This window comes from Staphylococcus sp. GDH8C109P (assembly GCF_017893405.1).
GTDB lineage: Bacteria > Bacillota > Bacilli > Staphylococcales > Staphylococcaceae > Staphylococcus > Staphylococcus cohnii.
The window spans coordinates 334,251-358,154 of sequence record NZ_JAESMX010000014.1 but is presented as its reverse complement, the minus strand read 5'-3'; the positions used below and the strand labels follow the sequence as shown (position 1 = coordinate 358,154).

General features: G+C 30.1%; 18 protein-coding genes and 1 riboswitch. Of the genes, 5 read left to right on the top strand and 13 right to left on the bottom strand.

All coding sequences use genetic code 11. The features are described from left to right. Positions 1 to 210 precede the first annotated feature (210 nt). Positions 211 to 2,148 (bottom strand): metallophosphoesterase, encoded by a 1,938-nt coding sequence (locus tag KA867_RS08425; protein WP_210137676.1) that lies wholly within the window; start codon positions 2,146 to 2,148, stop codon positions 211 to 213. Between the two features lie 255 nt (positions 2,149 to 2,403). Beyond that, entirely contained in the window at positions 2,404 to 2,619 is a 216-nt protein-coding gene (locus KA867_RS08420; protein ID WP_046207202.1) for a zinc ribbon domain-containing protein, read from the bottom strand. A gap of 609 nt (positions 2,620 to 3,228) precedes the next feature. Here KA867_RS08420 and KA867_RS08415 point away from each other — a divergent pair. The 4 genes from KA867_RS08415 to KA867_RS08400 all read left to right on the top strand — a co-directional run bounded on the left by KA867_RS08415 (position 3,229) and on the right by KA867_RS08400 (position 7,886). Continuing rightward, complete coding sequence (locus tag KA867_RS08415; protein ID WP_245355947.1) at positions 3,229 to 4,305, top strand: ATP-grasp domain-containing protein; 1,077 nt, start codon at positions 3,229 to 3,231, stop codon at positions 4,303 to 4,305. A 168-nt stretch (positions 4,306 to 4,473) separates the two neighbouring features. Then, a complete protein-coding gene (locus KA867_RS08410; protein WP_210137675.1) occupies positions 4,474 to 5,595 on the top strand; it encodes an MFS transporter in 1,122 nt (373 codons plus the stop codon). Next, positions 5,576 to 6,871 carry a tetratricopeptide repeat protein gene (locus KA867_RS08405; protein WP_210137674.1) on the top strand — a complete coding sequence of 432 codons (1,296 nt, stop codon included), beginning with the start codon at positions 5,576 to 5,578 and terminating at the stop codon, positions 6,869 to 6,871. Before KA867_RS08410 ends, KA867_RS08405 begins: the two co-directional genes overlap by 20 nt. After that, positions 6,864 to 7,886, top strand: a complete 1,023-nt coding sequence (locus KA867_RS08400) for a class I SAM-dependent methyltransferase (protein WP_210137673.1) — start codon at positions 6,864 to 6,866, stop codon at positions 7,884 to 7,886. The genes KA867_RS08405 and KA867_RS08400 overlap by 8 nt, the downstream gene beginning before the upstream one ends. A gap of 291 nt (positions 7,887 to 8,177) precedes the next feature. Here the strand turns inward: KA867_RS08400 and KA867_RS08395 are convergent, their stop codons facing one another. From KA867_RS08395 to KA867_RS08370, 6 genes are all read right to left on the bottom strand, one after another. Continuing rightward, positions 8,178 to 9,500 carry a 5-methylcytosine restriction system specificity protein McrC gene (locus KA867_RS08395; RefSeq protein ID WP_210137672.1) on the bottom strand — a complete coding sequence of 441 codons (1,323 nt, stop codon included), beginning with the start codon at positions 9,498 to 9,500 and terminating at the stop codon, positions 8,178 to 8,180. Next, entirely contained in the window at positions 9,487 to 11,520 is a 2,034-nt protein-coding gene (locus KA867_RS13545; RefSeq protein ID WP_210137671.1) for an MrcB family domain-containing protein, read from the bottom strand. The genes KA867_RS08395 and KA867_RS13545 overlap by 14 nt, the downstream gene beginning before the upstream one ends. 87 nt (positions 11,521 to 11,607) lie before the next feature. Then, positions 11,608 to 13,344 carry a nuclease-related domain-containing DEAD/DEAH box helicase gene (locus KA867_RS08385; RefSeq protein WP_210137670.1) on the bottom strand — a complete coding sequence of 579 codons (1,737 nt, stop codon included), beginning with the start codon at positions 13,342 to 13,344 and terminating at the stop codon, positions 11,608 to 11,610. A 660-nt stretch (positions 13,345 to 14,004) separates the two neighbouring features. Continuing rightward, a riboswitch (SAM riboswitch) is annotated at positions 14,005 to 14,108 on the top strand. A 473-nt stretch (positions 14,109 to 14,581) separates the two neighbouring features. Continuing rightward, entirely contained in the window at positions 14,582 to 15,133 is a 552-nt protein-coding gene (locus KA867_RS08380; protein WP_210137669.1) for a DUF488 domain-containing protein, read from the bottom strand. Positions 15,134 to 15,768: 635 nt separating this feature from the next. After that, complete coding sequence (locus tag KA867_RS08375; RefSeq protein ID WP_230623014.1) at positions 15,769 to 16,209, bottom strand: antibiotic biosynthesis monooxygenase family protein; 441 nt, start codon at positions 16,207 to 16,209, stop codon at positions 15,769 to 15,771. A 21-nt stretch (positions 16,210 to 16,230) separates the two neighbouring features. Continuing rightward, positions 16,231 to 17,604 carry a cryptochrome/photolyase family protein gene (locus tag KA867_RS08370; RefSeq protein ID WP_056936126.1) on the bottom strand — a complete coding sequence of 458 codons (1,374 nt, stop codon included), beginning with the start codon at positions 17,602 to 17,604 and terminating at the stop codon, positions 16,231 to 16,233. A gap of 183 nt (positions 17,605 to 17,787) precedes the next feature. Between KA867_RS08370 and KA867_RS08365 the strand changes: the two genes are divergently transcribed. After that, entirely contained in the window at positions 17,788 to 18,213 is a 426-nt protein-coding gene (locus KA867_RS08365; protein WP_016911010.1) for a pyridoxamine 5'-phosphate oxidase family protein, read from the top strand. Positions 18,214 to 18,389: 176 nt separating this feature from the next. Here KA867_RS08365 and KA867_RS08360 read toward each other — a convergent pair whose 3' ends face one another. The 5 genes from KA867_RS08360 to KA867_RS08340 form a co-directional block, all read right to left on the bottom strand. Beyond that, the gene (locus KA867_RS08360) at positions 18,390 to 19,895 is read right to left on the bottom strand and encodes a phytoene desaturase family protein (RefSeq protein ID WP_204170906.1); all 1,506 of its coding nucleotides are present in this window, start codon (positions 19,893 to 19,895) and stop codon (positions 18,390 to 18,392) included. Further along, positions 19,892 to 20,773, bottom strand: a complete 882-nt coding sequence (locus tag KA867_RS08355; RefSeq protein WP_204170909.1) for a phytoene/squalene synthase family protein — start codon at positions 20,771 to 20,773, stop codon at positions 19,892 to 19,894. Before KA867_RS08355 ends, KA867_RS08360 begins: the two co-directional genes overlap by 4 nt. A 55-nt stretch (positions 20,774 to 20,828) precedes the next feature. Beyond that, complete coding sequence (locus tag KA867_RS08350) at positions 20,829 to 21,872, bottom strand: glycosyltransferase family 2 protein (RefSeq protein ID WP_239441456.1); 1,044 nt, start codon at positions 21,870 to 21,872, stop codon at positions 20,829 to 20,831. 66 nt (positions 21,873 to 21,938) lie between these two features. After that, a complete protein-coding gene (locus tag KA867_RS08345; protein WP_210137668.1) occupies positions 21,939 to 23,429 on the bottom strand; it encodes a phytoene desaturase family protein in 1,491 nt (496 codons plus the stop codon). Further along, positions 23,430 to 23,903: a glycosyl-4,4'-diaponeurosporenoate acyltransferase CrtO family protein gene (locus KA867_RS08340; protein ID WP_204170936.1), complete on the bottom strand. Its 474-nt coding sequence runs from the start codon at positions 23,901 to 23,903 to the stop codon at positions 23,430 to 23,432. It lies immediately after the preceding gene. Position 23,904: the final 1 nt, after the last annotated feature.

Genomic DNA, 23,904 nt, shown 5'->3' with positions numbered 1-23,904 from the left:
TCATGTGGTTGTTAAAGATCGTATTTCTCTAAAATTGCGATGTAAGTAAAAATGAATACTTGCGACATATCACATGGTAAAACTCAACATAACAATTTCAATACACACTTAATATACACGGTAGCGTATAGTGACGGCACACAACCCGATGACTTACCGCTCTATATTTTGATAAAATTATCACTTGTCATATCATAACTGACAGCAGGTTTAATTATCATCTTTATTAATGCGGACACGATCAATCGGGTCACCTAGTTTTTCATTACCTTGTGGTACATGGTATGTTAATACTTCAATATAATCCTTCGTGATATTCACTTTCGTATAAGCAGGTTGGTTATCCTGTATTGATTTAACTGCATAATCTTTTTTTCCATCTAATTCATAGAATTTGCTACCACTAGCAGAGTTTAATGTTACATAAATTGTACCGTTTGGATTTGAATATGTTTGTGGTGCTACTCCATTTTCATCCCATTTAACTTGAGCATCTTTACCATTCATAACATGTGAACGACTATAAGAATGGTCGTGTCCACCTAATACTAAATCAACATTGTACTTTTTCATCAACGGCGCAAATTTATCACGTCTGATTTTTGTTGCTAATTTATCAGAATGTTTACCTGCTGAATATGGATTTCTGTGAGTGAGTGCGACAACCCACTTGGGATTTTGATCTTTAGTATCTGCAATCGCACGTTTCATCGTCTCTTCGTGCCCTTTATAATCCAAACTCTCAGAGTTCAAACTGACAAAAAGTGTATCATTGTGCGTAAAATAAAAATCAGAACTCGCCAGGTTTTTACCACCATTTTGCAAATTAGGAAGATTAAAATGTTCAGAATAAGCTTTATTGGCGCGATCATGATTACCTAAAGTTGGTACAACTGTGAAATTTTCCATTCCTTTTGCTTCTATAAAACCACTATATGCCTTTTCATCCCAAGGCAAATTGACTTGATCTCCCAAGCTCATTAAGAAATCTGGATTTTTATTTAACTGTGCCATTTGATTCACAGTATTTTGCCATCCTGCATTTTCCGCTACTAAATCTCCTGAAGCACCTAGTTGTGGATCAGCGACTGCGATAAAATTCGTTTCTCCATTATTATTCGTATCAAAACGACGTATCGGTGATTTTTCTCCATTAACACCGTTAAAAAAGCGATACATGTATGTTGTATTTTCTTCTAAATGAGGCAGCGTTGCATGGGTATAATTCATTTTTGGTATATCTTTATTTAACAAACGTTTTGTATTGCTACCCTTATATGTTTCTCCTTCTATACGTCTTGCATTAGAAAAATCACCCTGCTCATTTGCTTTTGCAATTTCCACATAACCTTGCTCGTCCGATTCATGATACCAAGTTAAATTCTTTTCTGTATTATCTTTACCAATCGTCATAATCGCATAACGATGCTCATTAGATTGTGTTTGCTGTGTAGTTGCTTTTTTATTATCTGATTCCTGATTAGTAGTACGCTCAGTGTTATTTTGTTGTGGTGGATGATTTTGCTGATTTGTACTTTTGGTTGTAGCCGTTTCATCTGATGTTAACGATTTGTTCGACTTATGATTATCTTCTGTTGTCCCTTTATCTAATTGTTCCTCTTTGGGTTGTTGCTCTGAAATAGCTTCCTCAGTTTTAGCCGCTTCATTTTCCCACTGTTGCTTATTTCCTGGGTTATATTGATTGGAAATCGATTGATTTGGTAACTTTGGTTGTTCTTTCGCTGCTGTATACGATTCTTTTTGTTGTTGATTATCAGATGGTTGTATATGTTTATTACTTTCATCTTGTTGCTTATATGTAATTTGTGTATTTTGGTCTACTTCCTCATCGACATTTTTAGATGAAGTTAAATTTTGATTATTATTTGCTTTTGACTGTACCTTTGTATCATTTGTTGCATCTTCCTGATCATTATCCTCAATGTTAGCTACTTTATTAACAGGTGATTCTGTTTTCAACGCTTTATCTGAAGTTTGTGTGATTGTATCATCGTTTTGATTCGTTTCATTGATTGCTTCTGTTGTTTTCTGTTGATCCTCTAATTCCGATGCACTAGCATCTTGTGTCCCTACAAAAATTCCTGCCGCAGACATCGTAAATATGATACTCGAGGTGCTTTTTTTCATAAAATAACGCCACTCCTATCTATTTTTTAAGTTACCAATTCATATTGATTACCATGAATGTAACAAAATAGTATGAAGTTCAAATTAACTAGAAGTAAATGTTAAATTAAAAAAGTGAACCAGAAATCTAATTAAAAAGATTTCATAGTCCACCTCATAATGTTGACTAGTTATAAAATACGATTACATTTCACCAGCATTTATACAGTTATAATAAAACAGTATTTTATGCACCGTGCTAATTATTTATAATTTCTATCCTCCAAAGAACAAATCGACAATATCTGTTGTTCTATTTTTATCCACTTTATAAAATTCTGTATACCCACAATTTTTACATGTTATTGTTGTAAAATTATTATGTTGCAAGTCAAATATTTTAGAAAAACCTGAACCTGTCGCTGAAAGTGTTCCTTCTTCAATTTCTGTATGTCCACACTTAACACAACCTTTATGTGTTTCTGCTGCCATTATTTTCCACCCCTTTGTCATAAGCGTTATTATGTACATATCACTGATATGGTCACTTTAAACTTGATGGGATGTTATAGGCGTTGTGGCATTTTTTAGGGGTGAATATAGATCGAATTATTAAAAATTCATTTCTCATATGACAAATTATTGCTTATCGGTTAGCGATGCAGTTTTTATATTTATGATTTATATTTAAGAATTTATAATATGTGTTATCTTATTTTAATTAGCTTTCAGACCATTTACAATTTCATTTTCACCTTAATTACAAGAATCCCATTTATTACATTATGCGCTTCAATAACTCTCATCATTCTACCTTGTTTGTTTATTCCTCGATTACTACTTTTGATAGGTAAACCATGTTGCATATTGTAACTTTTAAAAATAAATTTTCTTTAGTAAATAATTTCAAAATAAAAAATGCAAAGATTAAGTAGATATTCTTAAGTCTTTTATATGTTTAAAACTAACACTTTCTAAGAAATATCTATAAAGATCTTCGACAAAAACAAAACTCACAACCTATTTTTATATCATTTTAAACCATAAAATTATATGGTATTATTTTTATATAATAAATAATTTATGAATGAGGAGGCTCATATGAAAGAATATCTATTGTTGTTAGGTGCAGATCAGTTCCTTAGAGAAAGATCTTATGCAGGTGGCAAAGCAATTGGAGATTTTCAAGTTTGGACAGCTATTAAAAATGCAAAATATCAATATAATGCTTATTGGGATTTTTGTATTAATGCTAATCCTTTAAACTATGAAGAAATTAAAAATGAAATAGCTTACTATAAAACGCAAGGTTTCAAACCTAAATCTATTGTTCCTTTAAATGATTGGACACTAAAAGTTGCTAACAAACTAAATCAAGACTACGGTTTGCCTTACCTTGAAGAACAGGTCATAAACGCTTGTAGAAATAAAAGTATAATGAAGTCAATATTTGAAAAGTTTAATATCCCTACACCAAAGTCTATGTATTTTAATAGTGGATTACAATTAAAACAGCTAATGAATGAATTTAATTTTCCAGTAATTATAAAGCCGGTTGATTTCGGAGGTAGTGGCGGTGTTTATTTAGCCAATAATAAACAAGAATGTATGGAGGCCTATATTAAATCGAAACAAACGATGGAGGTCTATGCAGACGATTTCCAAGTTTCTAAAAGTGGATTTCTGATCGAAGCATTTATTGATAGTGATGATGAAGTTTCAGTTGAAGTATTATGTGGTCATAATTTCTATGAAGTCATTACTGTTACAGAAAAATATTTATCATCTAGACCGTGGTTTACTGAAATGGGTCATTTAATTCCCAGTTTCAGATATAAAGATAAAAATATTAAAGACCTTGCAATACAAGCTTGTAAATCTTTAGGAATTTCACGTGGGGTTGCTCATGTTGAAATAAAAATTAAAGACAACAACCTCTATGTCATAGAAGCTGCAGCTAGACCTGGTGGCGATGCTATTATGGATTTAGTCGAATCTTCTTATGACATTAACCCCTACAGCCTTCATATATCTATGTATATTAACAATGACGTAAAACCTACATATCCATTTACCCCCCAAAAAACTTCTGCCATAGCATTTATGAAAGCTCAAAAAGGTAAAATCATGCATATTCATTATCCGGATGTATCAAAAGATCCCGAAATCAAAAAATAAATATACTTAAAAAAGCTGGAGATATCGTAACTGACCCTGAAAATTGGAGTAATCGTGAAGGACTCATTCAATTGAACTGGCCTGAGTTACCAACTTCAAAAACATACAAACATATTCACAAAGCCAATGAATTAGCAAATGAAATTTTTGACTGTAGTGATGTTCATAATGACTAAATATTTAACCATTACAGCACTATATCGATTTATCTGTGGAGGTTTAATACTCATTATAAATTGGGAACTCGCAAATCCTGAATCTACGAGTGATTTAGCGCTGGCTACAATCCTTTCATTTGTTCCAGCAATATTCACTCCATTTCTAATAAGGTTATTCTTTAAAAATTATTCTGGTGCTGGCCTGACAAAATTATCTTTTTTAGTACTATTTTATATAGTCATTATCATAACAGTATGTTACCGAAACGCTTTGCTATTAATTATTCTAAATTTTGCTCTATGGATTGTATTTTTCCTTTTAGAAACAAGTTTAGAATTTTGGTTTTCACAATTAGTTGAAAAGAAAAGTGAAATATTTATTAATAAATATAGTTCCCTTTCAATGACTATCAATCAAGTTGCTTTAATGATAGGCCCATTGTTTGTTTCAATAATTGTTAAATTTATTACACTTCGTTGGATATTTATATTGTATGCTTTAATCTATCTACTTCTTTACTTTTCCATTAGGAAACAAAATAAGGAAAATCAGCTACCTTCTAATGATGATGAAGTTCATACTAAAGAATCTATAAAATTTACACATTACTTTATAAGTATGCTTATGTGGCCAATATTAGGAACTATCAATTTTATGTTACCTACTTTTACAGCTTTTAAGAGTGGAGAAGTTCATGAAGTCGCACTGTTGGACTGTGCTTTAGGGCTGGGAATGGCTTTAATTGGAATAATACTCAGTAAATTACGATCTAATAATTGGTTGTCTCTATTTTTTATAATAAGTATTGTTATCACTGTAATGTGGTATTTGGCTGAAGGAACGCTGGTAATGAAATTACTATTAATGCTATTGTTCGGTTTCACTTTTGGCAGTGCAAGAATTATTTTCAGAAAAATCATTGTTACAGCATACGCTAGTCATACTGTAAAACATATTTATTCCCTGGGAAATGCTTTAGGGCTACCAGTTCTTGCACTCTGTATTTATCTTGGTATATTCAATTTAAACTTCGTTTGGTTACCATCATTTATTTTGTTAATTATATTAATGCTTTTATTGAAAATTGAACATCACGAAAGGAACACTACAATTGAAAAATCATTTAATTAAAAGGAAAGATATTTATAACAATGTATATTACTCGCAACAAGAAATTAATATCGAAAAATTATATGATCATCTTTATGGAATGATTGAACCAATTCAATATGTAAATATTAATACTCAAGATATATTTCTATTACAATTACAAACAATTGAATATTTAAGTAGCATGGAAAAAAGAAAGCATAATAAAGCATTAGAGAATTTAAAAATTCTAAACACCAATTCAATAGACAATACTGATACCGTACTTTTAAATAATGCTCTAGAAAAACAAGCAACTTGTAAATACACTGATGCTCACCAAAAATATAGAGAGCTACTTAACAATAACCCAAAAAACCGACTTGCTTTCTTTGCCCTTCATATGATGGAATTTAATCTTGGTTGGCAAAAAAGTATGCTTGAAACATCACAAATTGTAGTCAATGCTTTTACAAATACAAACCATTCTTTTTATGGATATAGTAAAGGTATTGAATCATTTGCTTTAATTGAAAATGGAATGTTTGAAGAAGCAAAAAATGCAGCCAATATTGCACTTAGTATAAATCCTAAAGATGTATATTCAATACATGCTATGTGTCATTATTTTTATGAAACAGGTAAATATCAAGAAGGCATATTGTGGATGAAAAAAATGAAACCATATTGGGAATGTAATAAAGGTATGAGAATTCATGTTTGGTGGCATTTAGCAGTATTTCATTTATTCAACTTGGATTTCAAAGAAGTTAAACAGATTATGACGAATGAAATCATACGCAAAAACATTGAGAATGGGTTTGAAGATTTAGACGTCACTGCCCTACTTTGGAGATTACATTTATTGGATGAAAATAATATTATTCCTTATAAGTCATTAAACAATTGGGACGATTACTTAAATAATAGTCACTTTATTTTCAATGATTTACATGCTTTAATAGCCTATATATTAAAAGATGAAAAAGAAAAAATTGAATCACTTATTCAACAAATAAGAGAAAGACAATATAATACAATTAATTACGAACAATATAACTTATTAAGTGGCTTTTACGATTTTGCTAGACAAAATTATTCTGAAGCTTCTAAAAAATTGTTTCCGTTATTAAATAATACAAATTTTGGAGGTAGTAACGCTCAAAGAGATATTATTCCAATAACACTCTATTTTTCATTATTAAAATCTAACAATTTAAATGAAGCTCGGAAATTATTAAACACCTGCAGAGCATTTAAACATCCTTCTAAATTAAAAGAAAAGCTATTGTTTGAGTTAGAAGGTGATGATGATTAACACTCTACAATTTATAGAAAATAATGATTTGCGCACTTTCAAAATAACTAGTGATAAAGAGAATAATCTAACTGTTGAAAGTGGTCGTTTAGCCATAATAGAATGTTCTAATAAAAGTAAAGTAGCAAAACCATTTCTTATTGGTGTCGGAGAAAAGTTTGAAATACACAAAAATAAAAAGTACTTTATAAATTTATTAGTGTCTAACACATGTATTTCACTTTCAAATCACTATAATCTAGCCATAGAAAATGATGAAGATGCTCAAAAACTATTTGCTGATATCGATGACTACTATTTTGGTTACGAAGAAAGATATAAAAAAATTTATAGCATTGGTGTTGATTTATGGAAAACAGGAAAACCAAATGAATCATTATTAATGGTTTTTCGAAAACATCCAAATATATTTAAAGGGAAAGTTATAGATTTAGGGTGTGGAGAAGGAAGAGATACCATTTTTTTACACAAACAAAATATTGATGTACAGGGTATCGACATTTCTCACAGTGCAATTGAAAAAGCAAAAGAAAAAATTGGAAACTTTAATGACGAACAATCTATATTCAGCACTGGAAATGTACTTTATTTAAATAAATATGAAGATGAAACTTTCGACTTAGCTATGAATATGGGCTGCTTACACATGATTAATAAAAACTCAGACAGATTATGTCATCTACAAAATGTTGCAAGAGTCTTAAAAAAGGATGGTTACTTCTTAGTTGATCATTGTAAATCAGAGTGGGGCAAAGGATTCCATACAATAGAAGATTACGATCAAGTTAAAGAACAATTAAAAAACTTTCATAAAGAAAATTATATAGATAGAATGGTACGAATAAATGGAGAAAAAATAAAAATACCATTAAAAGTTATTCCTTATTTAGAAAAGTCAAAGACAGCTCTAATAAGAGAAATCACATACTTTGGATTCGAAGTAGTCGAAACTTTTGACACAGACACAGAATCCTTTGGCAACTCTACATTAGCCCTGTTTAGAAAAACATTATAGTAGTGCTTAGCATTAGAAAAAGACTGTAAAAATATTTAAAATAATGTGCACCCCAAAAGTTGGACTAAAAATCTAACTTCTAGGGTGCATCTTTATGGATAAAAATTATAAAGCTGAAATTGAAGTAGACTTTCAGTCATCTACTGCCAATATGAAAAGGAGCAGGATAACATTAATTGCCCAGCCTCTACTCTATACTATTATTCTGTTGTTTTTAATACGAATAGTATTTTCTAAATAATGATAAAGTAATTTAGTTTCACCATCTAATCTTTCAGATTCCCAGATAAATCACATTTTAGCTAAAAATGCTTGTTCAGCTTTTTTCATTTTCTTTGAAAAATCTTTATAATTTTCAACTTCTTTAGGGATAGCAAGACCAAGTTTAGTTACTTTTATATCCTCACGCATTTGCACATTTCTCTCATAGCTAATCCCTTGATTTAAATATAATACTTCATCTCTAGTTTCTTTATGGTTTGGATAGAAATAATAGCCTGTTTTAGAATCAAATCTGAACATATAAGCTAGAACTTGCAAATAGTCTCTATTAGCTATATTTTGGATTGGTTTATATTTTGCATCGGCAATTATTCTATTTTCTTGATTACGTCCAATAAAATCCGGATAAACTAACCCAATTTTCGGTCCTAAATGTCTACTAAACAATCTTTGAGATCCACTATCCCCCTTATTTTTAGGGTGATAGAAATCTGTACTAACTAATGTATCAATATATTCTTCCCACAACCATGCTCCATCAAATAAAATACCATGAATTTTCTCTTTACCATTACCAATATAATGCTTATGACGCTGCAAAATTGTTAAACAAAGTTTCTGTAACTCTCTATATTCCTTATAATAGGCATGTCTTATAGGTCGCTTATTATTAAACGCTATTATTTTATTTCTATCCATATGATTATAACTTGTAGTAACTTCACGAATTTCCTTCACTTCATTTCTGACACTATTTAACACGCCTGCGCCTTCTTTTCTTTTTTTAATAAATTCTATTGTATGTCTAATTAACTGAAGCATATAGTTATCATATGAAAACTCTCTTTGGGAATAAGCAATATTACCTATAAAAGGTGTGTTATTTTTAATATGTCTTTGTATATCAATAGTGCCCTTTATATTATTATTGTTATATTCATTTCTTGTATATTGTTTGAACAGGCCTTTGCACATAGCTTTCTTTAAATAATATGGAAAAATAAATATAAATAAATCAATAATTTTATTGTCTTGGTCAATTATTGTATTTAGATCAATAACATAAGGTATTTTCAAAACATTTTCTATTAAATATTGAAAAAAATAATCTTGTTGTCCTTCCGAAAAACGCGATTCAATTATTAAATTTTCGTCATTGCAACCTATAAATCCCATAATATTACTGGAACGATATTCTTGCCCAACTTTATTAAGAATAAATTGATCTGTTGTTATACCTTCTTGCTCTTTTAAACTATTAGGGAATACAAATACGCCCGTCTCATCAAGTTCTGATATGTTTTTATCTAATATTGAAGAAATTATATTGGGAATTTCACTAAACTCATTGGAAGATTCAGTAGAATTATCCTTAATTTTAACCAACTTCATCTTCTGAACCTAATTCTGAATTTATTTGTGGGTTATCATAAACCGATTTAAATGATTCCATGATCTCTTCTTCATTAAACATTCCTCTTATATAATCGGATAATAGCGGTTCTAAAAAGTCTTCCCATAGTTCTTCAAAGCTTATATCTTTTAATTTCAAGAAATACGCAGCCCCAATATGGTAATTTCTATCCAACTCATCAACTTGAGATATTGCATCGTTAAGGCTAATCATTCTATTAATTGCTTCATCTTTGTCATCTCCGAGAGAATCTAACATTTCAAGGTTTTCATTCGCCTTAATCTCGACAAATCTAAATCTACGTCTCATTGCAAAATCAAAGGTATCTACAGAGCGATCTATATCATTCATAGTTCCTATTATATAAACGTTCTCAGGAATATAGAATTTGTCTTTTTCAGACTCCATATTTGAATACTGTTTTTTTACTGCTCCAGCTATTCCTCTATAACTAGGATCTATTGAAAAAAACAATTCACCAAATATCTTTGAAATTTCTCCTCTATTTATTTCATCAATTACAAAGATATACTTTTTATGATTATCGCCATATTTAATGTGATTTTCATGTTTTTCGCTCGTTTTATCTGAAGAATTACCACTTTGTGTCTCTAAAGCTTGCTCACAAAACATTTTGAATATTCCTGATTTTAAATCAAACCCCATAGTGCCATCATGATATATAACAGGTCTAATGCCTTCAACAAAATCAGTATAATCATAATTGGGATGAAATTGAACAAACTCAAATTGTTCTGAAGACTCTAGATCTTCATTAGAAGCCCCTATCATATTACAAGCTATTGCTTTCGCTAGATAACTCTTACCTGTTCCAGGAGCACCCCTCAATATGAGGTTTTTGGATTTTAATAATTTATCTGTTAACTCTTTCACTATTTCACTTTCTATCATTGGTTCCACCTCGTTTTTATAACCCATATAATCATCATAAAATTGTTTGAAATATTCATTAGGTGGATTGTCCGAAAATAAGTCCATATCTACAATATTATAACTTTGCCCTGTTTCTTGTTCTTTTTGATCTATTTCATTCCATAATGTCACTCTAATAGTACTCATTTTATAATTTTCAAAAGTTGTTCTAATAGTTGCCCATCTTGCATTTGAATATTTATAACATACATATGGAATTTTACCGCTTCCGTTACCGCTTTTTCTACCATATTGTCCATTACTAAATAAATGGATATGAAACTCAACATCGTACATTTGTATAGAGTTATAATCTTTAATTTTAGTAATTTTTACCTCTTCAAGGCCTTCATGTTTTATTTCAGTACTTTTGTCATTACTCGTAATATTAATTTGACTTTGTTCTACAAAATTTCTAAATAAATTTTTGAATAATTGGTATTTTTTATCTTTTGCATTTAAAATATATCGATAAAATTGATCAAGATTTTGCCTATTTTCTTTAAATTTAGCAATTAACTGTTCATAATCATTCAACAATTTATTCATGTCATTTTCAATTATTGAAGAATCTGGCAAATCATTTATATTATATTCGAAGCCACTAATCGTGGTTTTTTCATACCCTTTCCCTAATGATGTCTTAGCTTTTAAATCAATATCAATAGGCGCGCTTTCAGGAGAATCTAATATTCCATAGATCGCGTTAGATATTTTTACGATGTCATGTTTTTTTAATTTTTTATTTTTAAAATACGTAACACCTTGATTTAAAGTAAGAAATACCTTCTCTCCATCTCCACTAAATAAGAAAACAATATAGATACCTTCAGTAGTACTTTTTGTTATATTTCCATCCATAATAGCAACCCACGGTACTTCTGCAAAATTCCCATTTCCAATACTACCTTTGAGTTTAAAGCTCTTCAGCCGTTCTATATTTTTTAGTTCATCGACCATCTGATTTCTTACTAACTTTCCAACTGGTGCCCCCGTAAATTCACCTGATTCCTTTTCTTTAAGGTATGTATTTCCTATCTCTTTAATTAAAGTTGATAATGTCACTAATTATTCCCCTATTCCATAAGTAAAAAATTGTATTATTTATTCCATTATAATGGTTTTATTGTAAAATTTTAATTTATACGTCGTTTAATAGTTATATTTTAGTTCTATATTATATCTTTCTGATAAAACATCAGCTAGACTATCACTATCATTTCTTATTACAGAATTTTTCAAGTGTTTGTATTTATTATCTTCATAATCCACAAGAATTTCAGCTATATGTTTTGCCCTGGAAATTGCAATATAAAGCAAGTTTCGATATTTTTCATTAGTAAATAAATTTTCCTGTAAATCTACAATAAATACGACATCAGCTTCAAGTCCTTTAAATTTTCTAGCTGTTGTGAATAACACTTTATCTTCCTCACGTTCAAAGCTAATATTTAATCCATCTAATTTACTTTTATTCATATTCTCTTCATTTTCTAATGATAAAATAACAATATTCGATTTTTTTATCCCTTGTTCAATGTAATAATCCACTCTTTTTAATAAGTGTTTATTCATATCATTAAGATTTTTTATAATATTCATAGAAGGTTTCGTGCCGCTTATACCATGTTTACAATACATTTCTCCTGCAGTTTTTAACTTTGAAATCGTTTCAGCTATTTCAAATGTATTTCGACAATTGTTGTATAGTTTTGCTTTAGTTAAATCATTTTTAAGTAACCAATCTTCTGTATTATTATTTGTATGTTTCTGATTTAAGTCATAAAATGCATAATATTTCCCGCCCTTTTTTTGAGTGATTTTATATAAATTGCTAAGTATATCTGCTGTAAAATCTTGAGCTTCATCAATGACAACATTTTTAAAGGGGAATTTTTCAATATTATTTAACAAATTTTGTAAAAATTGTTCTTGCTCTTTTTTATTAAATGATTCATGACCCATTTTATTAACACAACGATATAAGTCGAGCATATTCATAACGTTAATATTCTCACCAAAACTGGATAAACGATTGACAAAGTGTTCTTTTAAAAGCCTATTAAAACAAAATATGACTGTATCATTTTCGTTTTCAGTCAATTTTTTAGCCTGTTCTAAAGCGATTATAGATTTACCAGTCCCTGCCAATCCTTCAACAAGAACGGCTTTGTTATTTTCAAACGATTTAATAACTTCTATCTGACTTTTTGTCATAGCTTTGAAAGTAGTTTGATGATTAATAAATAAATCATTCAATGGTATAAAAGCAGTAAATTTAGGAGCTATTGTATCAATTACTGTTTTTATTGCTTCTTCATTTTTTCTAATAACATTATTATTTGTTAAATCTTTAAACATCTTATCTAAAGTATATTGAACATCATTCATATGTTCTTTGCATAACATTCCATTGTCCTTATACTCTAGTGGTAACTGACCTGTTATATTTTCACTTTTGATATCAGGAAACCACACACAAGAATATAATTCATAGGGTTTAACACCTTTTGGGTATTTTCTTTTTAATGTATTTACTGAACTATATTTTACTTTTTTTAGTTGCTTATATGGATATATTTTTTTATAATCATCTTCGCTATTTTGATCACAAATTTCTTTACTTTTCTTTTGTCTCAGAATATTATCCTCGTATTTTATGAGCCCACCTTTAACTTCAATACATAAAATTCCATAGGAAGGATTAAAGATAATAAAATCAATTTCTTTATCTAATATTCGTTTACCATTTTTAACAGGTATATTCGTTGAATGAAAAACATAGTAGTCATCATTTAAATTTTCAAAAGCTTCATATAGCTTTTTTTCAGCTTCACTATTGTTAAAATCCTCTTTTCTTTCATTATCATTTGGAATTAAAACAACCAAAACAATCTCTCCTTTGTTTGACAGTTCTTTATCTTATTAATTATTAAAAATTTCAATTTATATTTCGATGATTTGCAGTATATTTTCTATTTTTGTAATACTCTCATAGACATTATAAGCTAATTAATTTTAAATTGCATATTTATTTTTATAATATTCTGAATTTTTAAATATTCAATTCCTTTAAATTATTATTTTTAAATATAATTTATTTCACTCCATTTGATAAAACATCTATACTTGAGTAGAAAAACAACTGAATGTCATTACAAAACAAATAAACCAGTTTAAGTAACAGCAAAATCAAGAGAAATTATCTTACGATACTAAACAAGTTTCTGTTATGCTATGTCATATATTTAAATATAAAGACAATGGATAAAGTTACAACTCAAAAAATTATATTTTACTGTCATTAATCATATTGATATTCGTGTAGAGTTTAAAAAGACAATTCTGCGTCACACTAAACTTAATAATTCCCCTCCCGTAATACGTCTCAGCACTTTATTTTTGGTTCATACATTCTTTGTTCAAATCTATTATCTTTTTCCTTGATGAAAATTTTGTAATAAAGCAACTTAATTTTCAATCAAATTTGAGTAAGGCATTATCACCAGTTATTCCATTCTGTGTTATAATACAGTTAATAAAATAGTTCTCTTATTAAGAGTGAGTGGAGGGACTTGGCCCTTAGAAGCTCCAGCAACAGCTAAATAGCGATGTGCTAATTCCAACAGTTTTAAATAACTGAAAGATGAGAAGATGTGTAACGCTCTTCTTAATTTGAAGAGCTATTTTATTGAATATAATTAAAAGGTGGTTATATATCATGAAAGCATATCATGAACTATTTTCAGAATTAGAATATTGGGATAATTATCAACCCCAAAATTTTTCCAGTAGTATTTTAAGACAATGTAAATTGAATGATACTAAGAATCAAATTCTTCAACAAATCGATGTTTCAAGTAACAAAGAAGCCATATTAAAAATTCTAAATTCTTCTCATTAACAACAACTCCTACTATAATAAGTTCAAGTAAAAAAGACTCGAATCTAATCGGGTCTTTTTTGTTAATTAATTATATAAATGTATGATTGGATGCTGTTAAATTATTTCAAATGACCTATTGTATTATTAAATATCTATCAAATAGCATCACTTGTGACACACTACTGGGTCTTCTTTGATCATGTGATTTTTATTCATTACTTTTTAATTTATCATTGGAATTTATTTTGTCATAAAGGGATATACAACATGCCCGTCATCTTCAATGATAGGCATAGCTCCCCATTCTCCTAATTTATGCGATTTTAATTCAATGCCATTATTATTTAAAATAACATGTGTTACATTTTCGTTATGTGCCTGTAGCCAATTACTAATAATCAAACGATGACATCTTGAAGGATGACGTTCAGCACATAACAATGCAACCACATTATTATCTTTCTCTTCCATCAATATATTGATACCTTCTTTAAAATCGTCGGTCAAAGTATAATCTGCATAATTGTGAAATGATTGATTTTTCCAACCAGCATTCAAATTTTCTACAACTACGCCAGAACGTTTTCTTCTTCCGCCTAGTAATGAAATATGTTTATATTTTATATTGTGCTCTTTTAGCCAATCCATGAAGTCATGTTGGTTATATTGTGGATGTTTTTTACTATTTGGAAATGAACGAACATCTATAATTTTTGTTATCTTGGCTTTTTCTAGCATTTCAAGAAATGTTTCTAGATTATAATTATAATGACCTATTGTAAATATTGTCACTTCTAACCAATCCCTCCGTCATTTTTAAAGTATAAGTGATGTTATTACAATACCTAATTATCATTATTATTTCGCTTATTAAAGATAAGATAAATTATTACTATTGCTATAGGAATGAAAGCAGAAAAAATAGCCGAATAACTACCATTTTTAATTAAAAACGGTAAGCAGACTGCCATAATTATTAAGCATATAGTTAACACTATAATGGCATAAACTTTACTTTTATTCATCCTGTAACTCTCCTTCAACTTATTATTTTCATAAATATAACAGGTTTTCTTGTGTAAAAGGAGTTCTGTACGCTCCTCTCATTTTCTAAGCTGAAATAAAACATTCTGTATAGATTGGATAAAGTATTTCTAAATTTAACTTTGTATTCGCAATTCTGATACCCACGTATAATCTAATCCATTTCTTAGAGCCATAAAAAACACTCCAGTTATCAAGGCTGTCCATATATTATTTTCCATCAATTCACTTCATATTTTACACAATCTATTTTTTATTTGTGATACGCTTCCCCTTATCAGTGATTTTGCTAAAATTTTTATATCGCTTAAAAAATAGGCAAGTTAGTATTTAAATAACTCGCCTATATGTTTGCAGAAATATCATTTAATTCAAAAATTATGTTATTTAAATTCTAAACTAATATTAAATGATAGGTTTCTGTTTACAATAGATTTATCAGCACCTTGTTTGGTTCCTCTATTTTTATGGGATGCTTTATATTCCTGAGACTCTTGCCAATGTTTGTAAGCTGCTTCGTCTTGCCAAAACGTAATGATAACATGATGTTCATGTGTACTATGTGGCTTTAGAAATAATAGATTTTCAAACCCTTCAGTATTCTCTAGATGTTTATCTCTATTTAAGAACACACGCTCGAAGTCTGCCTCTAAACCAGGATTAGCATATAAATGGTTTAAAACTGCATAACCATATTGTGGCAAATCATTAATTTGTTCTAATATTGTATAGTGATATGTCACATTAAATCTATTAATAGTTACCTCATTATTATTTTTGTCTAAATAAATACGATGTATTTCATTTTTCAACAAATGAATCACTCCTTTTTATTGGATGATATGTCAAAATTGCTTAAATTTATCCATAACATAATCTCTACTATTTTTATGATTCACGATAGTCTGTGGATAATCTTTTCCAATTTCAATATGATAAATTTCTTGTAACTTGTCTTTATATTTAGTTGGATCATGAATGTATTTACTGCTCACATCATTAAATATTTCTAGCTGTGTTTTAATAAAATACCCTTGCGCATCAAAACGCTCACTTTGACGTATAGGATTAAACATTCTGAAATAAGGCACTGCATCTGTTCCAGTTGATGCTGACCACTGCCATCCATGTACATTAGATGCATTATCATAATCTATCAAATACTGTCTAAAGTACTCCTCCCCCCAAGTCCAATCAATAAATAAATTTTTCGTTAAAAATTGTGATACGACCATTCGTAAGCGATTATGCATATATCCTGTACGATTCAGCTTCTTCATTGCAGCATCAACGATTGGGTAGCCAGTTTGACCTTTTTTCCATACTTCAAAATGTGTTTTATTATAAGACCATTGCATGTTTCGATATTTTTCAGAAAAAGATTTAGTTGCCGTTTCTGGATACTGTGTCATTAACACATAATAAAATTCACGGAATAGAACCTCTCTTATAAAAGCTTCATAATTTTTTTCATCGCTCTCATAATCTTCAAGTAAATCATTTATAATTTCACGAATATCGAGTAGTCCATATGCTAAATATTTACCTAATCCACTTACAAAATCCTGCGACACATCGTCAGTCAATTTATCATAATGAGCTATGTCACTATTTAAAAAATCATCCCAAGCTTTACGCGCTAACTTTTCTATATCTTTATTATTTTCAAATTTTAAGTCACTTTGATTTGAACCCTTTTCTGCAATTTGAGACAACTGCTTAAATTGATAACTTTTTTTAGGGGTGTGTACTAAATCCTGACGATTTGCTTTATAAAAACTAGTAAATACTTTATAAGGCTGTTGCTGTTTATTAAAAGTCTTTGTTGGCTCAAAATAATGATTCACGCGCTGTCCAATTACTGTAACTTGGTGATTTTCAAAAGCCTTTTTTACATGAGGATAGTCATATATTTCTTTGTGATAACTCATAATATCTTTTGCTACTAATACGTGAGATAACGCCAATGTTTCGGCTAATTCACCTAGCTTTTCATATGTGACAATATGAGGTTGTATATCATGCTTATCTAAAGCATTTACAAATCCTTTTACAACTTTATAGTAATATTCACGTTTTACTTCTGATGCGTCAGTTAAATCTTCTAAAGGTAAGATAAAATACAATTTATTTATCTCATTTTGATGCTTCACTATATATTGAAAAAGTGGATTATCTTTCGTTCTAAAAACTCTGTTAAGTATGACTCCTAAATGCATTTTATTGCCTCCCAGCTTGTTTCATACAAATTCACTTTATAATTGTCCTTTAACTTAAGATTGTGTTTTCAATCATATACCCGTTTTAACTTTTGTATAATTCACTAAAAAATAAAATAAATTTTAATACCTTACATATTATAGGCAACTTCAGGGTATATTATTATCAGAGGTGATTAAATTATGAATAACGAACAATTACAAAATGAAATTGAAAATATATTAAATACATCAAAAATAGGTGTCCTATCTACTGCACATAACAATACACCTAATAGTAGATACATGGTATTTTATAATGATGGACACACACTTTATACTAAGACAAGCATTGAGTCTAAAAAAATTGCTGAATTTAAAGATAATCCCAAAGCTCATGTACTTATAGGTTACGATGAAACGAATAATCGTAGTTTTCTAGAAATTGATGCTAATGTTGAAATACTGAAAGATCAAGAGACTATTGATTGGATTTGGAACAAACAAGATAAGTCCTTTTTTGACTCTAAGGATGATCCAAACTTGTGTGTAATTAAAGTAATACCAAAATCCATAAAAATTATGAACGATAAAAAATTAGACACACCACAAACCATTACGTTCGATTAGTTAAAAAGGCGAGCCTGGGACATAAATAGATGTCTCAGGCTCGTTTTCAATTTGGCAGTAGGTGACTGAATTGAAAATGCTATTATATCAAGCTTTTTTCAATCCTAGTCACCCTTGCCGGGGTGGGACTACGAAATCTATATTAGAAAATTTGATTTCTGTCCCACTCCCGTTTTTTATATACCATTATTAATATCTTCTAACATAGCATCAACTGTAATTTTAGCACTCGTCAGTACAATTGGCACTCCTGCCCCTGGATGAACACTAGCTCCAGCAAAATACAAATTTTTGTAATCTCTGCTCACATTAGGCGGTCTGTAATAGTTACTTTGCGCTAAAGTAGGCATTAAACCAAAGGCTGCTCCAAATTTTGCATTATAATCTCCTTCAAAATCCTTAGGTGTATAAATAATTTCTGTCACAACTTGCTTTTTCAAATCTTCTAACGCTTTAATCGTAGAAAGCTTATTGTAAATAATATCTTTCACTTGTGTGATTGTTGACTCATCAGACCAATCCGTATCACCTGTTTTCAATTCTGAAACAGGCATCAGCACATAAATACCTGTTTGACCTTCTGGCGCTAACGACTGATCTTCCACACTAGGAGCGTATACATATATTGATGGATCTTGGGATATTTCCCCGGAAAATATTTCATTGATATTATTATCAAAATCCTTTGAGAATATAACATTATGTAACAAGATATCTTCAGATAAATCTTTATCAGCCCCTATGTACATTAAAAAGGCTGAGCAAGAATAGTCCATATTATCAATTTTCTGTGTCGTATACTTCTTAGGATGATGTTCATTTTTAATTAAAGATGAAGTAGCATATGGGAAATCAGCAGTACAAATTATTTTGTCATACTTTTCTATATGTCCGTTTACTTTTAGTCCCTCCGCACACTTATACCTACCATCAATGATAATTTCTTCAACGTTTGCGTTGGTATAAATTTGAGTACCTAATTCTTCATTTAGCGTTTGAAGCGCTCTGACAAAGCTATACATACCACCTTTTATAAAGTGAACACCAAACATTAACTCTATCATGGGTATAATTGAATACAATGACGGGCTTCGTTTAGGGTCGATACCTATATATAATGTTTGAAACGCTAAAATCTTTTGGATTTTTTCATTATCAACATATTTTTCAATTAAATTATCTGCTTTATCAAATGTTTTGAGTTTCATACCTTGATATATAGTAAAAGGATTATAAAAATCTGTAGGTTTCCTAAACGTACGTTCTAGAAAATATTTTCGTGCTATTTCGTATCTTTCGTATATATCTGTTAAAAAGGACATAAAACCATGTGTAGAGTTAGGTTCAATACTTTCAAGCATATCTCTTAATTGAGCAAGATCTGTGGGAACGCGAATTTGATCTGTTTCACTAAAATAAACATCATATATATGTGATAATTGTTTAATTTCCAAGTAATCATTCATATTTTTTTGAGCGTAATTAAAAACGTCTCGATAAATCTCAGGCATCATTACGATGGTTGGTCCCATATCAAATGTAAATCCATCTTGCTTGATCTGATTCATCCTGCCACCTATTTGTTGGTTCTTTTCATATAAATCTACTTGGTGACCGTTTGCTGCTAATCTTGAAGCTGCAGCTAAACCTGAAACACCGCCGCCTATAACTGCAATCTTCATAATGTTTCACTCCTATTATATTTCGCACTAAGTTCACGATAAATTTTCATTTTTTTCAATTTGCTTACATATACTTTCTTATGCAACGTATAGTTTGCCTTCCTTACTTCCACAAGTATTTCATGATAAGCTATCGCAGCTAATTCGATAATGTAACGTACCTCTTCGTCAAAATAATTAATACCGTTTAATGCAATATCATATAACCTAACTGCCTCTGTAGCGTAACTTTCCCACAGTTCTATATAATTTGGCGTAACTCCTTCATAATATATAGAATGTAGATTAACTCGATATTGAGCTAATTCTTCTACACTTAGATAAATTCTTCCATTTTGAAAATCTTCGCCGACATCTCTTAAAATATTAGTTATTTGCATTGCCTTGCCTAAAGCTATCGCAGCTTCTTCAGCTTGCTCGAAATTATTTTCATTTGATGAAGTTAATATAGGAGTTAACAATTCACCGACAGTACCTGCCACACCATAGCAATACTCATATAAATCTGAATCAGTTTTCATTTCTTTTAAAACTAAATCTTCCTTCACATATTGAATTAAAGATTCAAAAGGTTTTTTAGGTATTGAATATGTATTCAATGTATTACTTAAAGCATTCATAATAGCTGCATCACTTTGATACGCTTGAATATAATCACAATCGCTATAAATCACATCTAAATCTCTAGCTATGCCGTTTAATTGCTCAAGATCTTTGTGTTTATCAATACTGTCATCTATAATTCTGCAAACTGCATAAATAGCCCAAATTGCTTTTTTCCTTTTTAAATCCAAAAAATCAAAGGCATATGAGAACGTTTTTGAATGTTCTTTCATTATATTGTGACAATGGTTATAATCTCTCTCTAATTGATTCATTTATTGGCCTCCTCAGTAAGCCTAGAACTTCTTGACATTTGTATAAAAAACTAAGCTATAAATCTATTCTACGGCCTTTCCAATATATACGTTTGAATACATTGATATCTAACCATGATTTAAAAAATATCACGACAAAGCATATGAAGAGCAGTGGATGACATAAACTCGCAACGATATTAAAATTTCCTGTTCTTCGAATAAATATATGAAATTGTATCGCATATATAAAATATAGAGTAATAGCTAATAATATATATAACGAGCCTAAATTAATTGAAAAAATTATCGCTAAAACTGTTGTAAGTGAACCAAATAGCCATAAAAATACAAACGTAAGCGTAGACTTTTTAGTTACTTGAGAGCCAAGTGCAAAGTGTTTACTCCAACCCTCTAGTAGCGCTTTATATCCTTGAGAATACATTCTAAAATTCACTACGCCTTTGCCTTCATGCAAACTAACTGGCAAACCTTGCTGATTATATGCTTTACTTATTGCAAAGCCTTCAATGATTTGATTTTTAGCTTTCAAATGTCCTTGTGTCAATTTATAATCTTGCTTATTTGTCACAAGGACTGGTCCAAACGCGCCTTGCTCATTATTTGCTGATTTCGTGATTGAAAATTGATTCATACCTACGATTGTCATTAAATTAAAAATCGCCGATATATTTTCATATAGCTTTTTTATCTTGTGATAAGGTTGTATTGACAACAAACCTTTACCACCTTGTAAATCATATTGATTGGCTATATTTTGAATACTATCATCACAAGCAAACTGAACATCAGCATCAACAAACATTAATAAATCATGCGTTGCATATTTGCTACCTTGCCAACAAGCATGTGACTTACCTTGCCATGTAGTATCATTTTCAACAGTATATACGCTCGCACCATAATATCTAGCGACAACTTGTGTCTCATCAGTTGAACCATCATCCATAACAATTACTTCTATTTCTTGCTCTTTACTTATACTGTTAAGTAATTTAGGTAAGTTCTCCGCTTCATTTCTAGCAGGTACAATAACACTGACGGCTGTCTGACCTCTTCCTTTTCCGGAGTTATTTATAATCGCTCGACGCGCATACATACACATTCCACTTATTAGTGATAGTATCGTCAATACTATTGCTATTATATAAAGTATCATTCAGCCTCAACTACTTTCTCCATTAATAATAGCTTCTGCTACTTGCATACCACTCAAAGTAACCATAGGCATACCAGCGCCAGGATTTACAGAACCACCTACAAAGTACAAATTTTTGAAGTACTGACTTTTTTTAGGAAATTTAAAACCTTTATTTTTCTTCTTATTGGATACTACGCCATATATAGCTCCTTTATTAGAATTGTATGTATTTTCTATATCATGTGGTGTCCATACGTCTTCATATACAATGTGCTTTCTCAAATCTTTCAAGCCCATGGACTCTAATTTATCCAATATACGTTCTTGGAATTGCAGATATTCTGCTTCACTAAATGACTTACTCTGAATGTACGGTATGTGTGGCAATATTTTTATATTCTCGTGTCCCTCTGGCGCCTGTGTCTTATCTGTTTTATTTGTATTCACTACATAAATAGTCGGATCTTCAGGCAAAACATACTGGTGAAAAACTTGATCATAATTAACTTTAGAATTACTTGAAAAGAAAAAGTTATGATGTTGAAGCTCTGGATAACTTTTGTCCACACCAAGATGCATGACATAACCTGAACTAGCTGGCTCAAATTTACGTTCCAATTTGTTTATTTGGTTTGCATCAAAATTCAATAAATACTTATAAACAGGGATTACTTCCATATTAGATATAATGTAATCTGCATATATTTCCATATTACTTTCTATTGTTATCCCTGTCACCTTATTTTGACTATTATAATTGATACGTTTTACAGGGGTGTTAAAATGTATGCCCACACCTAATTTTCTCGCTAATTGTTCCATCGCTTCCGCTAACTTATGAATGCCACCATCTACGTACCACAAACCTTCCTCATGTTGCATTTGAGGCAATAAACTCAATACAGCCGGAGCATCATAAGATGAGGAGCCGACATATTTTATGAAATAACCTAGCATTTCTCTTAAATAAGGGTTATCCACCCTTTTATTAATGGCTTGTTGCATTGTGTGAAAATAGTCGAATTGTTTTAAAGCTGAAAATGGACCATGATAACGAATGATTGCATACATCGTATCTAACCCCTTATCAAAGTAGCTTTTTTCAGCCACTTGATGTATCTTTTGTGCGTAACTAAAAAACGAAGAAAGTTGCTCTATATCCTTATTTGTTAACGATTCATTATTTGTTAACATATCTTCCATGGATTCATATAAATCTAAAATTTGGCCATCTGGATAAACGTTTCTAATCTGTAAACTTAACTTACGAATGCTAACATAATCTTCTAGCCTTTCATCACATCGTTGAAATAGGCGTTGAAATACTTTAGGCATGGTTAAAATTGATGGACCGAAATCAAATCCATAGTCATCTATGTCTAACCTATTTACCTTTCCACCGATATGCTTATTTTGTTCATATAAATCCACTTGATAGCCTGCTTGAGCCATACAAATTGCACTGGCAATCCCTCCCAAGCCACCTCCTATGACAACCACTTTCTTATTTCCCATTTAATCACCTTTTCTTTTTTGTAATTTATTATAAATACGTATTAACTTAGGGCGATTATAGCGCTGAACAATCATACAAGGCACATTAGCTATAATGACATATATAAAATTAATTATTTTAACGCTTTTTGACGCTTTAAAAAACGCAATAACAGGAAATATGGATAGCAGATGAACCACCTCTGCACGTCTAGTTTCTAATATAAATCGCTGTATATCATTCATATTTTTAGATAAATCGAAAGTCGCTTTACTATTGATATTAGGGTTAAGATTTTGACCGTCTGGCAAATAATCTTTCCAATATTGCACTTTAACTAATTGTTGCCATAATTGACCCTCTTGTTCAATATTCCAACTTCGAAAATACTTATTATCTTTTTCTAAGAACTTATAACTAATACGAGTACCAAGTTGAGCAATAATCATTTGAACTATAAACCAATATAGCGCAATATATATAATCTTTTTCATC